Origin of the sequence: Chloracidobacterium sp., assembly GCA_016720705.1 — a bacterium.
Lineage (GTDB): Bacteria > Acidobacteriota > Blastocatellia > Pyrinomonadales > Pyrinomonadaceae > OLB17.
Window position 1 is genome coordinate 678,910 of record JADKKB010000005.1, and the last position, 13,547, is coordinate 692,456.

Annotated in this window: 10 protein-coding genes and 1 pseudogene; 4 read left to right on the plus strand and 7 right to left on the minus strand. The window is 52.3% G+C overall.

Annotated elements, in window-relative coordinates; all coding sequences use genetic code 11:
- Nucleotides 1-52 precede the first annotated feature (52 nt).
- Together IPQ00_06360 and IPQ00_06365 are read right to left on the minus strand one after the other, a co-directional pair.
- Entirely contained in the window at nucleotides 53-2,779 is a 2,727-nt protein-coding gene (locus IPQ00_06360; GenBank protein ID MBL0240186.1) for a hypothetical protein, read from the minus strand.
- Nucleotides 2,776-4,260, minus strand: a complete 1,485-nt coding sequence (locus IPQ00_06365) for a sigma-54-dependent Fis family transcriptional regulator (protein MBL0240187.1) — start codon at nucleotides 4,258-4,260, stop codon at nucleotides 2,776-2,778. The genes IPQ00_06360 and IPQ00_06365 overlap by 4 nt, the downstream gene beginning before the upstream one ends.
- A gap of 69 nt (nucleotides 4,261-4,329) precedes the next feature.
- Between IPQ00_06365 and IPQ00_06370 the strand changes: the two genes are divergently transcribed.
- The gene (locus IPQ00_06370) at nucleotides 4,330-5,223 is read left to right on the plus strand and encodes an RluA family pseudouridine synthase (protein MBL0240188.1); all 894 of its coding nucleotides are present in this window, start codon (nucleotides 4,330-4,332) and stop codon (nucleotides 5,221-5,223) included.
- On the opposite strand, the gene IPQ00_06375 is transcribed toward IPQ00_06370, so the two are convergent.
- A complete protein-coding gene (locus IPQ00_06375) occupies nucleotides 5,208-6,206 on the minus strand; it encodes a hypothetical protein (protein ID MBL0240189.1) in 999 nt (332 codons plus the stop codon). The two genes, IPQ00_06370 and IPQ00_06375, sit on opposite strands and share 16 nt — an antisense overlap.
- Before the next feature lie 310 nt (nucleotides 6,207-6,516).
- Between IPQ00_06375 and IPQ00_06380 the strand changes: the two genes are divergently transcribed.
- Nucleotides 6,517-7,293 (plus strand): hypothetical protein, encoded by a 777-nt coding sequence (locus tag IPQ00_06380; GenBank protein ID MBL0240190.1) that lies wholly within the window; start codon nucleotides 6,517-6,519, stop codon nucleotides 7,291-7,293.
- Between the two features lie 461 nt (nucleotides 7,294-7,754).
- Here IPQ00_06380 and IPQ00_06385 read toward each other — a convergent pair whose 3' ends face one another.
- From IPQ00_06385 to pyrR, 4 genes and pseudogenes are all read right to left on the minus strand, one after another.
- Entirely contained in the window at nucleotides 7,755-8,267 is a 513-nt protein-coding gene (locus IPQ00_06385) for a hypothetical protein (GenBank protein ID MBL0240191.1), read from the minus strand.
- Between the two features lie 37 nt (nucleotides 8,268-8,304).
- The gene (locus IPQ00_06390) at nucleotides 8,305-9,588 is read right to left on the minus strand and encodes a dihydroorotase (protein MBL0240192.1); all 1,284 of its coding nucleotides are present in this window, start codon (nucleotides 9,586-9,588) and stop codon (nucleotides 8,305-8,307) included.
- A gap of 30 nt (nucleotides 9,589-9,618) precedes the next feature.
- Nucleotides 9,619-10,514: pseudogene (locus IPQ00_06395) on the minus strand (aspartate carbamoyltransferase catalytic subunit).
- Nucleotides 10,515-11,188: 674 nt separating this feature from the next.
- The gene (pyrR, locus tag IPQ00_06400; GenBank protein ID MBL0240193.1) at nucleotides 11,189-11,752 is read right to left on the minus strand and encodes a bifunctional pyr operon transcriptional regulator/uracil phosphoribosyltransferase PyrR; all 564 of its coding nucleotides are present in this window, start codon (nucleotides 11,750-11,752) and stop codon (nucleotides 11,189-11,191) included.
- A 95-nt stretch (nucleotides 11,753-11,847) separates the two neighbouring features.
- Between pyrR and IPQ00_06405 the strand changes: the two genes are divergently transcribed.
- Nucleotides 11,848-12,918: a quinone-dependent dihydroorotate dehydrogenase gene (locus IPQ00_06405; GenBank protein ID MBL0240194.1), complete on the plus strand. Its 1,071-nt coding sequence runs from the start codon at nucleotides 11,848-11,850 to the stop codon at nucleotides 12,916-12,918.
- 101 nt (nucleotides 12,919-13,019) lie between these two features.
- Nucleotides 13,020-13,532: a DUF177 domain-containing protein gene (locus IPQ00_06410; protein ID MBL0240195.1), complete on the plus strand. Its 513-nt coding sequence runs from the start codon at nucleotides 13,020-13,022 to the stop codon at nucleotides 13,530-13,532.
- Nucleotides 13,533-13,547: the final 15 nt, after the last annotated feature.

Below are 13,547 nucleotides of genomic sequence, written 5' to 3' on the forward strand. Positions count from 1 at the left end.
GTCGAGACATTTCTTCTAAATAATACACAACCATCGATCATCATTCAACGGATTAATCGCTAGTTTGTTGGCCCACGATATTGTCGAAAGCGGACCTTACGGCGAGTCGATTCAGAGTGAGTTGTCCGAGCAGTTCCGATGTCGAATCAAGATCCATTCTCTGCGCGATCGTCGCTAAAACCGTTTGGTTCGCGGTCGAGAGTTGTGTCGTCCGTCCGACGGTCAAACGCAATGCGTGATCGAGTTCCGACAGAAATTCGTAACCACTCAAAATATCCCGATAGTCGTCTGCAGTGAGCGATCCACCATCCGCAAGGCGTTTAAGCATATACGCGGTCGACCGATCGGTGCCCTCATCCGGCACGTTATCACGCAGTTGGAGGTATCTCATCGCGAAATAGATGTCCAACATTCCGCCGGAGCCATATTTGATATCGATCTCGGAATTGCGACGGTTGTGTGAGCGTTGAGTTTGCAATGCGTGGCGTACACGAGCAGTCTCATCTCGCAAAGTGCCGGGATCGATCAGTCCGGCTTTCGTGTGAATTATGCGGCGTGTCTCGGTCTCGACCAAGGCTCCAAGCGTCAGATCGCCCCCGACACTGCGAAGTTTGACGAACGCGAGCATTTCCCAGACCGCGGCGGTGTCACGCATATAGTTAAGAAATGACTCACTCGAGATCGCACTCATTCCTTTCGAACCATAGGGTCGAAGTCGTAGGTCCACGCGGTAAAGATTGCCGTCGCGCGTCATCGACGAAACGGCGGTGACAAAGAGTTCGGCGGCCCGGCTATAAAATTCGGAATTTGTAACTGTAGCTCCCGTTGCCGGGAGATCGTCGTAGATCAAGATCAGATCAAGGTCAGAATCATAATCTAGGCCGCGACCGCCCAGTTTGCCGAGGGCAAGCACCGCAAGATCCAAGTTATCTCCGGTAAGGGCGTATTTCGAATTTAATTCCTCACGAACTACACGAAGAGCAGCGGCAATGCTGGCCTCGGCGAGTTTTGTCTGCAAATGCTTTGCCTCGCGGACTGTGATCGATGAAAAAACATCTCTGACCGCGATGCCTATCAATAGTCGCGACCACGCTTGCCGCATAGCAGACAAGCGCGGTCCGAAGCCGGACGCACCATCTATCGCCGCCATCATTATCGACTCAAATGCCGGCTCGGCTGACGTATCATTCGGATCGGGAAGTGCCGCCGCAAGCTGCGGATTGGCGGCGATCATCGACGCAAAACGGGGTGACACGGTGGCGATCCGATCGAGTACGGACATTTCCTGTTTGGTCGCCGGCAGATCAAAATCCGATTTTTCGATCGATGCTAAAACACCTGACCGAATTCGGTCGCCGGCATTTGGTATATCTGAAATGACAGTATCACGTGCAACGTCGAGGTTGATTTCACCAAATATCTTCGAAAATACGCGGCTGACATTCGCCGAATGGCGGGCAAGTGCCTCGTCAAAATCTCCGCCGACGGCAAATGTGACCCGGCGTGCGAGCAATTCGCGCTTTTCGCCGCTGTCAGCCACAATGTGGGTCTGGATGCCGTTTTCCATCTGCAGAACGTGTTCCGTACGCCGCAAGAATTCGTAAGCCGCTGAAAGCTCGGAAAGCTCGGTGTCACTAAGGTAACCACGGTCTGCGAGGCGCGAGAGGCTGATAAGCGTATGCGGTGACCGCAGCCAGCGGTCATCACCTCCGTGGGCAAGCTGTAAGGCCTGAGCCAAAAATTCGATCTCGCGGATTCCGCCCCGTCCGAGTTTTACGTCAAATCCAAATTTACCGATATTCTGGCGATCGATCTTTTCCTTCGACAACCGCACATTTCGCAAGGCGTCTTCGACGGTTTCGCCTGATTCGAAGACCAATGGCTCGACCTCGGAGAAAAACTCGCCGAAAAGCTCGGTGTCGCCGGCGCACCCACGCGAGCGGATCAAAACTTGACGTTCCCACGGCCGGGCATCATTTCGATGGTACCGAACGATGTCAGCCACCGACATTGTCAGTGCACCAAGTGAACCGTGCGGCCGAAGTCTTAGATCAACACGGTACGCGGCTCCTTCGCCCGTCTGTTGTCCAACAAGCTTTGTCGTAAATTCAGCAAGTTTGATGAAATATTCGCGGTTGCTGACTGTTCCGCGACTACCGATGCCTGAGGTCGAGCCGTCGTTCGAGTAGATGAATAGAAGATCAATGTCAGATGAGTAGTTGAGTTCACGCGAACCGAGTTTACCGAGTGCGGCGATGCAAAAGCGTGCGGGACGCTGACGGCCTTTGGTATCGGTTTCCTGGGGGGAACCAAACCTGTTGTCCATCTCACGTCGTGCCAGCTTTAGGGCCGACTCGAGGATGGCATCCGCCAGATTCGAGATCTCTTCGGTTATCTCCGCGATCGTAGCAAGTCGGCGGATATCGCGTAAATATATCCTGAGGAGTTCGCGGCGGCGAAAACGAGCAAAAAGTACTTGTGGGTCGAGTTGCGACTGGGTCATCGAAAATCGCGCGAGCGATTCGAGCAGTTCGTCCTTACCGCGAACGCCTGAATCGCGGCGTTTTCGGCCCAGCCACCAGATATAGTCGGGGTGTTGTAGTAGCGTGGTTGCGAGCAACGGGCTAAATGCGGCAAGCGTCAGGACGTCGGACAATAAAGCTTCGTTTTTAGCAAGTTTTATCGCCACCGCCGCGTGTTTTTCTGCCAGCTGCGATATAAAACGCTCGGCAGACGCCGGGTCGGGCAGGTCCGTTATAAGATGGCGGTCGATATTCATTTTCGGAAACGATGCGGGTCGATATTGTATTTACGGATCTTGTAGCCAATGATACGTTCGGTCGAATCAAGCATTTTCGCAGCCTTGGCTACATTTCCGCGTGTTGACTTGAGCGTGTCCTTGATCAGGTCGCACTCAAACGCCTCGACCGCGGTTGTGAGCGATACATTCGTCTCGGTGCCGCTATTTTCAGCGGTCTGCAGGGTCGGAGGCAAATGGTGGCCGTGTATCACGTTTGAGTCGCAAACTATCACGGCCCGCTCGATCACGTTTTCCAGTTCTCGGACGTTGCCGGGAAAATGGTATGCCGTCAGCATATCTATTGCGGGCGTCGAAATACGCCTTATACGTTTGTGATACACGCTTTCATATTTTTCTAAAAAGTACTCGGCAAGTAGTAGGATATCCGATTTTCGTTCACGAAGCGGCGGCAGAAAGATCGTAAACATATTGAGGCTGTAAAACAGATCGTCACGAAATCTGCCATTTGCGATAAGGTCTTCGATATCCTTGCACGATGAGGTGATCAGGCGGACGTTTACGCGGATCGAATCCGCCGCACCAGGGACGTCGATCTCTCGGTCGCGCACGGCCCTAAGCAATCTGGCCTGAGTATTTAGCGATAGGTCGCCGATCTCATCTAGTACGAGCGTGCCGCCGTCTGCTTGTTCGAAAGCACCCTTTTTGTGGCCGTCCTCGCCAAAGAGTTCGCGTTCGACCTGGCTCTCGCTGCGAGCCGAGCAATTGATCCTAATAAAAGGCCTTTTGGAGCGAAAACTATTAAAATGTATGGCACTGGCGATCAACTCCTTGCCGGTACCGCCTTCACCGCGGATCAGGACCGCAGCGTTCGAACGTGCGACTTGATCAGCTTGATCTCGGATGTGGCGGATAACACTTGATGTTCCGACCAGATGGCGAAAATCATATTTCAGTCTTAATTCCTGCTTGAGTTGAGTATTTTCATCGGTGATCTTTCGGCTCTCTTCGGCGACGACCCGCTCGACTCGCATTGCCTGTGCAAGCACTGTAGCAACCGGTATCAGAAGTTTGATGGTCTCGCTTTCTGACATGTCGCGGCGATCCGGAAATCCGACCGCTAGTAGGCCAACACTCTTACCGCGAAAAATCACGGGAACCGCAACCAGCGATACTGCTCCGGTACCGAACGATAGAAAATTGAGGACTGTGTCCTCGCCAAGTGAATCGATCGCGAAAGGTGCAGCGAGGTGCAGCATTTTCCAAAGACTGCTTTTGGAAATGCGTGACTCAAGCCTGCGATAATCGGCCACACCCAGTCCGCTGGAAGCAATGATGTCGGCGATGTCGCCATCGCGGCGAAGCCTCGCCAGAAACGCGAATTTCCCCCCGAATAACCTTAGTAGATTATCCACGACCGATGCCGAACCGGCCCGCAACCCTTCGGCATCAGTTAGAGCAGTTGCCGCACGGGCAATAAATTCGAGTCGGTCAAATTTCATTTCCGACAAAATTGTAGGATATTAGTTCAAAACGTCAAAATCTAATTCACAATGCGATATCATCGAAACGTGAACACACGAATCGAGATTCAGGCGGGCGACGAGCACTATAAGGTGAGGCTCGATGATTTTCTGTTTGACCGATTTAATTGTTTGAGCAAAATGTATCTGCGCGACATCGTCAAGAATGAATTGTGTGAAGTAAACGGCCGATCAGAAAATATCGGTTACAAACTCAAGCCGAATGACCTTATCGAGATTTTCATCGACGAATCAAGAGAAACGGCGATGCGGCCGGAAAACGTGCCGGTCGATGTGCACTACGAAGATGATGATATCATCGTGGTCAACAAACCTGCCGGAATGCTCGTGCATCCGACGCACCGCGATAAAAACGGCACGTTGCTAAATGCGCTTAGTTATTATTTGAATTCGGAAATCGGCGTAACTGGGGCAAAGCACATTAGGGCAGGTTTGGTCCATAGACTCGACAAGCAGACGTCGGGACTAATGGTCGTTGCCAAAACATCGAGGGCTCATCGGATATTGGCAGAGCATTTCAAGCGAAAGATTATTGATAAGCGGTATATGGCTATGGTTGACGGAATTATGACCGACGATCACGGATGTATTTCCGCACCGATCGGTCGATTTGCCGACCTCAAGCTATGGAACATAAAAGCGGATGGAAAGGCGGCTGAAACTCGCTTTTGGGTAAAAGCACGAACTGCCACCCGAACTCTGGTCGAACTCGAACCGGTCACGGGCCGTACTAACCAACTTCGTATTCATTGTTCCTCGATCGGGCATCCGATCATCGGTGATACCGAACGTGGCGGTAGTGAGAGTGACCGCCTTTTGCTACACGCTTGGCGGCTGTCCTTTCGCCATCCGAGCGGTGGGCGACAATTAGATTTTGAATGTCCCGTCGGATTTGCCGCTAGTGATCAGTTTGCCGCCTGAAGAATGATGTCGAACGATCGCTTGGCCGTGCTTTTCGTGAAGGCGAGCGATAGCGAGTACGACTTTCCGGCCTGCAGCGTGTAACATCCCTCACCATAACCGTCCCGATATAAGCCGTCAGTATAGAGCGTGTTCGACCATATCTTGTAGCAATAGCGTCCGGGCAATTTGAAAGTCCAGTAATTAGATTGTGTTTTTTTGGAACCGTCGAGAACAAACTCCCGGCGTGTGCCGCCCGCTCCAAATTCCATCACGATACGCTCCCACTTCTGACCGCCCGCCGTATTGAGTACGTCCGTCACATAAAATCGCCCAAGCGGAGCCTCGGCCCTCGCCCCATAAAGGATCTGGATACCTTTTACGTCTAGAGTGCTGAGTTGACCGTCATTATTCCAACGCGGGTTGCAATAGTTCATCACCGAATATGGGTCATATGCCGTAAGTAGCCAACCGCCGCTTTTAGCGGCTTCGGACTTACAACTTGAATCAGTTCGATCCTGCTCGTGCATCAAACCGAGTGCGTGCCCAAACTCGTGAACCGCGATCGAAGTAATGCATGACTGCCGCTTATTCGAAGCCTGACAGACGGGCGAGAAGTTTTTGAAGGAAAAGTTGAGCTCCATTCCGCTCTTTCGTCCGTCCATATTGCGTCCGACGCCGGAGTTTGAACGCGTGTCTGTGATCAGAATACGGATCCCTTTGCTCGTTCGGGTACAGGGTGTCCAATTGTAAAAATTTACCTTGGCGGAGCGTTGCCACGTGTCGATCACCGCTGCTTTGACCCATCCCGACTCGGTTTCCCAGCCGATCGGATTTTCCCAACACACGGGAATATAGGTTATTCCATCGCTACTTGCAGGCCACTGCCATCCAGCACCCGAACTGGCGTCTGCACGCATATCGGATTGAGCGTAACTCTCGATCGAATTACCAATTAGTAAAAGAAAAAAAAGTACTGCAAACCAGCGAAGTCTGATCGTCATATTTTACCGTTTGGGGAGGCAATATCTACGATCGCGAATGGTAAACTGCAGCACCCGCGAAGCTATGTGGCTATTGATGCCATCTGAGCATAGACAAGTTGTCACAAATATCTCGAATACTGCTATCTCGTCAGCAAACAAAAAAAAATCTGAGAAATATGTAATGAAAATCTAAAAAACGGCATATATTGGTTGGATGAACAAGTATTGGTTCGAAAGCGAAAAACAAATTGTTTGGTAATGACCAAACTTTCTCCGTCGCTTCGAATGCGTTCAACCCACAATCCCTCAAACCAAGGAGATAATTCTAATGACGATCGCAGTAACGATAGACATCGGCGGGGACGCAATCATTTATGAAAAGAACAGAGTCTGGAACATTGTATTCATAACCGATAAGGACCACATGGTGAAGGTCTACAACAACGGCCCAACAAAGCCGGACATCGAACTTGCCGACGCGAATCGGCCAACAAAACTATACTTCAAACCGACCGGAGCCGCGACTATGACCCGCAGTCACGGCCGAGGTTACGACACAATTCTAAATCTTAACGATTCCGATCTTCACGGGTCGGATGCAATGGGCAAATCCAATCTCAACGAAATGCCAACCCCGGCTAACGGCCGACAGTATGTACATCTTGAGATCCCGATCGGAGTCCTCGGCGGCGAATCTCCGGCCCCGGATTATTGGATCGCAGAGTACCCGGGCGGCGTCCCGGCCGCTCACGGACACGCGGTCGCGAAACTAGCAAGACTTACGTTCAGCCTCAATGATGGAGGAAGGGTCGCTATTCACGAAAGGGACGAAAATGGCCGTGAGGTGATGTCGTGGGCCGCAAGCAAAGCTGGCGATATTCACCTGTTGTTTGACAACGATTGCCATTTGCCGGGCAACCGCAACGATTTTCTGAATTATTATGATTGGGTGACGGACAAGAGTGGATTTCCGCCGGGAACCCGAAAGTTTATCGCCGGTAAACTTCACAGCAAATTCGCGAAAGGAGCACCGCTCGATGAGAAAATGATGGGGCGTGACGGAAATTGTGATCCGGTCGTGATCGATCCGCCGCCTGGCCCCTGACGATTGATCTCCCATTCGGTATTGCTGCCGTAGCGTCCCACACGACACGTTATGCAGTACCGAATCGGGCTGCGGGTTTCGACTCGCAGTCCCTTGATCTCCAAAGCGGAAAGGGCATCGGACGAGTCTCCCACTCCTCGAACGACGCCCTTTCCAATTTAGGAACATTCATCAATTGCGTCTCCCACACCGCAAAGGACGTCCGTTCCCGTTTTTGGACAGCATCGGCGGGGAGCCTTAACTATCCACCCCAAATATAGCGCCGTATACCTCCTTGAGCAAGTTTGAATAATGACTAAAGTGCTGATTCATTCATAAAATGCGGAAAAAGACGCATAATACGCAAGAAGTCTGCATAATCTCGGGCCTGAGCTCAAACGGCCGTCGCGGCGCCCGCAGTGAACGATCTGCCACACAGAATTAGCAATTGTCGGGCAACGCCTACTTAAGGAACTCGAATGCTACATAGATTTACACGGTTTGCGGAGAGCGGCGTCGGCGAGAGCACGGGCGGTTTCGTTCTGCCCGGCCCCAGGTTCAACAATATCGGTTACACAAGACATCGTCTTTGAGATCTTTGAAACTATAAGATATGAGGTATTTTTCGTGCTGTCTTCTGCATCGGCGACGTTAAAACGTGAGATCAATGCGACCGGTACGCTACCCTTGACTCGCCACTCGATCTTTTCCCCAACAGTTGAGAAACCTGAATAAAATCCCCAAAAATCAAGTTCGAACTTCTTCTTAGACGGAGTGATGATGTTTATCGACTGCCGGAGGTCGTCTTCAAGTACCTGAACCTTGTAGCCGGCGGTTCCGGGACACTCGCCGATATAGTGTCCTGCACCTTCGGATGATTGCTTAATAGTCCTGCAAGCGCCGGTCTTGGTGCTGGTATAAACACTCCTGTTCTGACCGACGGCAAGACCGCTAAACACGAACACACAAATAGACGCAAAAATAGATATTTTCATAAGTTTCTCCCAGTTTTTACAGGGCATTCTGCCACAATCAGCGGCGATAGACAATCTTCCCGCCGACGATCGTTGCGACGGCGGCACCTGTGAACTGCCGTCCGTCAAATGGAGAATTCTTCGACTTGGAGTGCGAACTGGCATTTGCATATTTCCAATGAAGATCGGGGTCGATCACCGTAATATCTGCGAACGAACCCGGGGCGAGGGTCCCGCGTCCGATTAGTTTGAAGAGACGAGCGGGATTTGTGGAACATAACTCGACCAACCGCACGAGATCGATCAGGCCTTTGTGGACAAGCTCAGTGAACGCCAGTCCAAGCCCCGTTTCAAGGCCCGTAACGCCAAAGGGAGCTCTATCGTACTCAAGAGCCTTCTCATCAGCGTGATGTGGGGCGTGGTCGGTGGCGATGGCGTCGATCGTCCCATCGCTTATACCTCGAAGAACTGCTTCGAGATGATCTTCCGAACGCAGTGGAGGAGCCATCTTGGTGTTGGTGTCGTACCCCTCGACAGCCTTGTCCGTGAGCGTAAAATGATGAGGTGTGACCTCGCACGTTACGTTGATGCCCTCCGCTTTCGCACGGCGAACGGCCTCGACAGCTCCTTTCGTCGATACGTGGGCGATATGAACGTGTGCACCGGTGTCCTTTGCAAGTATGATGTCGCGGATGACATCAATGTCTTCGGCGAGTGCGGGCATCCCTTTTAAGCCGAGCAGGAGCGAAATGCGGCCCTCGTGCATAACGCCTCCCGATGAAAGCGATTTGTCTTCGCAATGGTCGATCACGGGCAGGTCGAAATCCTTTGCATACTGCATAGCTCGCCGCATTATCCCGGCATTTGGCACCGGCCGACCATCGTCCGAAACTGCAACTGCACCCGCGTCTTTCATCTCGCCCATTTCGGCGAGTTCCGAGCCGTCGGATGATTTGGTGATGGCTCCGATGGGGAATACGTTAGCAAGGCCGGCACGTTCCGCTTGCTCGATCATGTACCGCGTAATCGCCGCATTATCATTGACCGGATTGGTATTCGGCATCGGACAAACGCTTGTCCAGCCACCTGCGACCGCTGCTGCACAACCGCTTGCGATCGTTTCCTTATGTTCCTGCCCGGGTTCACGCAAATGGACGTGGATATCTATAAATCCCGGAGCGACAAGCAACCCCGAGGCGTCAAATATCTCGCAGTCGGTAGGCTGATCGTCGTTTGGTTTGATCCAAGCCGTGACCTTGCCGTCCTCGATCAGGACGTTCATCCCCGTATTTTCTTGTGCGGCCGGATCGATCAGATGGCCGTTTGCGATCAGTAATTTCATTCTCAAATTAAACCCATTTCCTCGGGCGGATTATCGACTCGGGCTACCTCCGGTCGCTAGGTATAAAACGGCCATACGTACCGCGACGCCGTATTTTACCTGATCCAAAATAAGTGAACGCGAACTGTCGGCAACATCGGAAGCGATCTCGATGCCTCGATTCATCGGGCCCGGATGCAGTACGATCGCGTCCTTTTTGGCAAGTTCGAGGCGTTCGTTCGTCAGTCCGTAGTGGATCGAGTATTCGCGTAGCGAAGGAAAATACGCGGCGTCCTGGCGTTCGCTCTGAATGCGGAGGATCATTACCACATCGGCTCCGGTGATGGCGTCTTCTACGTGCGGACAAACCTGTAAATTATCTTTGACTAGATGTTGAAAATCACTCGGAACGAGCGTTCCCGGACCCGCGACGCGGACCTTTGCTCCCATTTTTGTGAGCAGGTGAATATTTGAGCGAGCGACGCGGCTGTGGAGAATGTCACCGATTATCGCGACCTCGAGGCCGGCGATCTGTTTTTTGTGCTCCCGGATTGTCATCGCATCTAGTAGTGCCTGTGTTGGATGTTCGTTTGAGCCGTCACCGGCGTTCACGATCGCGGCGCGGCTGACCTTGGCGAGTTGATGCGGAACACCGGCTGATCCGTGCCGAACGACTATGCAGTCCGGAGCCATCGCGTCGAGATTCATTGCCGTGTCGAGCAGCGTTTCGCCCTTGCTCACGCTTGATGACGAAACGCTGATGTTAACGAAGCGAGTCAGCCGAAAAAGAGATTGATGACCGTCTTGCCGCGAAGTGCCGGAACCTTTTTGACCTCGCGGGTCGATATCTCACTAAAGTTTTCCGCCGTGTCCAAGATGCCCGTTATCTCCGCGGGGGTCAGGTCGCGGATTCCAAGTAAGTCTCGTCGTTGGAACGGTTTATCCATTAAAAAATATTATAAAAAAAGCAAGGCGTTAACCTTGCTCTCCCCCCTGCTTTGTGTAATTGAAAGTAGAGGGCCGGGCCCGGGCGGTGCGGGGGGGGGCGGCCCTTCCCCGGTGGGGTGGTGGTGGGGGGGGGGGGCCCCCCGGGGGGTTGGTTTGCCCCTTTTCCCCCCCCTTCTCGGGGGCGGGGGGGGGAGCTCCAATTTTTAATTTTGGGGTTTTTGTCTTTTTGGGGGGGTTCCGGGGGGGGGGGGGAGGGAGGGGCCGGGGCGCCTGTTGCCGCTTTTTTCCTTTCTCCTTCATTATTAAATTTTATTTAATATTTAATTCTTTGTGTCGTGGGGTTGGTTGTTTTGTTTTTTTTCCTTTTTTCGTTTTATTTGTTTGTATTTTCCATATTTACGGGGGCCCGCCCGGGTGTTTGGGGGTGTTTTCCCCTTTCTTTTCCCCCCTTGTTAGCCCGGCGGGGCGGCCAACCCCAACGCGGGCCCACAGGGATTCCCCCCGTTTGACTCTTCTAAATTTTTTTTTATTAAAATTTTTTTATCGGGGGGCCCCCGCCCCCGTTGCTGCCCCCGGCGCCCTGAGAGGCTTCCGGGGGCCTTGGGGGGGCGGCGTGGGGAGGTTGGGGGGGGGGGCCGGGGGGGGGGGGTTTTTCTTATAATTAGTTCTTCGATCACGGTCTCTCAAAAATTCCAACGGCCTCGATGTCGTCGTATTCCTTTAACATTACCTTGATTATCTCGGTTTGTTTGGTCGGCACAAGCTTACCATTAAAGTCGGCCTGGATCGGCAATTCGCGATGTTCGCGACCGCGGTCGATCAGAACCGCCAGTTGCACTTTTCGAGGGCGGCCGAAATCCATCAGTTGGTCGAGGGCGGCACGGATCGTGCGTCCCGTATATAAGACGTCATCGACCAAAACAATATTTTTGCCCTCAATGTCGAATTCGAGTTCTGTGCGATTAACGATAGGATTCGCTCCGACTGTCGAGAGGTCGTCTCGATATAGAGTGATGTCGATGATGCCGTACAGAGGGCGTTTGCCCTCGACCGCCTCGATCTTGTCGACAAGTCTTTCAGCAAGCGGAACCCCGCGACGCCGAATTCCGACAATGTAAAGATCTTCTGTACCTTGATTTGATTCGACGATCTCAGATGCGAGCCTCGAAAGGACTCGTTCCATATCCGCCGAATTCATAATTCGTGATTTTTCTAAAAGATGTATTTCGTCACCCATTTGCAGAGAAATCGTAACAAAGGAAAAGGTAAAGTTCAAAGATGACTTCGGGAAGTTTCGAATACGGAGTGATTCGACTAAAATTGTCGTCATTGATGTTATCGAAAGTTTGGGAAAAAATGATCAGGCCGGTGATGTTTAGCCTAGGAGCGGAAACGGCCCACGAGCTCGGTATCGCGGCACTTAAGGCAGGTGCCGGTGCATTTGTGTCAGGCAAGTGCGAACCGTTCGACTTTGGACCGATCGAACGATTTGGCTTGAAATTTGATAGTCCAATCGGCCTCGCGGCGGGTTTTGACAAGAATTGCGTTGTCGTGGAACCGCTTGCGAAGCTCGGCTTCGGATTTGTTGAGGTCGGTACGGTAACATTGGAACCGCAGCCCGGAAATCCGAAACCGCGTCTCTTTCGTTTGCCGGCCGACAAGGCTCTGATCAATCGACTTGGGTTTAACAATGACGGTGCGGCCGCCGTAAGTGAGCGGCTTAGGGCGTTAAAGAGAACCCGTGTGGTCGGCGTAAATATCGGTAAGAACAAAGATGTTCCCGTGGAGGCAGCAACGGAGAACTATATTAAATGTCTTGAACTTATTCACCCTTACGCGGATTATGTCGCCGTCAACGTCTCGTCACCGAATACGCCAAACCTGCGTGAACTTCAAAAGGCCGAAAATCTTGAAGAACTTCTGTCTAGCCTTCAGAAGCGGAACCGAGAACTTGGGCAACGGCCGCTGTTAGTGAAGATCGCTCCCGACCTTACGGTGGGCGAGATCGAGGCGATCGCGGACATTGCGATCCGACACCAGCTTGAGGGGCTAATTGCTACAAATACGACCGTAAGCCGCGATGGACTCCATTCTGCAAATGTCAACGAGATCGGCGCTGGCGGACTAAGCGGACGACCACTACGGGAGCGTTCGACGGATGTAATCAGAACCGTCTATCGATATACGGGCGGCAAATTGCCGATAATTGGTGTTGGCGGAATATTTGATGCGCAAGATGCATTCGATAAGATCGCCGCAGGTGCAAGTCTTGTCCAGGCCTATACGGGGTTTGTGTACGCGGGGCCGGGATTTGCGAACTCGATCAAACGAGGTTTGGCAGCGATTTTGAGCCAGCGTGGTTTCAAACACCTCGACGACGCGGTCGGGTCGGATTCGAAATGAGTAGCGATTGCGGCTTTATTTGTTTGACACAGTTCTCCGAGAAGCTATAATACTTGTTTTGCCTTAACCAAGAGCAAAAACGGATATTTGCACGAAAGGTGATGAACATCGAACTTGAAAACATCGGGGCCCGGGCTAAGGCCATCGATGAATCGATCACGGCCGCCGAGATCGGACTGGATTTAACAGGTACGGAGTTGGTCGAAAACGTGCGATTTCGCGGCGAGGCCGTCAGGATCGATGGCAAGACTCATCTTCGCGGAACTATTCTTGCAGAAGCGAGCGTTGACTGTACGCGATGTCTCGAACCGATCAAACGTCCGATCGAGATATTCTTCGATTCGGTGTATGTCGGTCCGGATAACATTCCGAGCGAGGCCGAGGCTGCACTGGCGGCGGCGGATCTTGACGAGTCAGTTGCCGCAGACGGCAAGATTGACGTCGTTGAAGCTCTGAGAGAGCAGATATTGCTCGATTTGCCGGACCATCCGGTTTGCGAAGAAGATTGTATGGGGTTGTGCCCGAAATGCGGGGGCAACCGAAATTTGATAGATTGTAGATGTGAGGAGAATGAGGTCGACCCGCGTTGGGCCGCTCTCAAAGATCTGATATAGCCGCAAAAGGCACTA

What these genes read in the sequence shown, in the direction of transcription:
- pyrR (MBL0240193.1), bottom strand. Translation starts at nt 11,752, where the DNA reads ATGGGTGACGAAATACATCTTTTAGAAAAATCACGAATTATGAATTCG.
- IPQ00_06380 (MBL0240190.1), top strand. Translation starts at nt 6,517, where the DNA reads ATGACGATCGCAGTAACGATAGACATCGGCGGGGACGCAATCATTTAT.
- IPQ00_06390 (MBL0240192.1), bottom strand. Translation starts at nt 9,588, where the DNA reads ATGAAATTACTGATCGCAAACGGCCATCTGATCGATCCGGCCGCACAA.
- IPQ00_06360 (MBL0240186.1), bottom strand. Translation starts at nt 2,779, where the DNA reads ATGAATATCGACCGCCATCTTATAACGGACCTGCCCGACCCGGCGTCT.
- IPQ00_06405 (MBL0240194.1), top strand. Translation starts at nt 11,848, where the DNA reads ATGTTATCGAAAGTTTGGGAAAAAATGATCAGGCCGGTGATGTTTAGC.
- IPQ00_06410 (MBL0240195.1), top strand. Translation starts at nt 13,020, where the DNA reads ATGAACATCGAACTTGAAAACATCGGGGCCCGGGCTAAGGCCATCGAT.
- IPQ00_06385 (MBL0240191.1), bottom strand. Translation starts at nt 8,267, where the DNA reads ATGAAAATATCTATTTTTGCGTCTATTTGTGTGTTCGTGTTTAGCGGT.
- IPQ00_06365 (MBL0240187.1), bottom strand. Translation starts at nt 4,260, where the DNA reads ATGAAATTTGACCGACTCGAATTTATTGCCCGTGCGGCAACTGCTCTA.
- IPQ00_06375 (MBL0240189.1), bottom strand. Translation starts at nt 6,206, where the DNA reads ATGACGATCAGACTTCGCTGGTTTGCAGTACTTTTTTTTCTTTTACTA.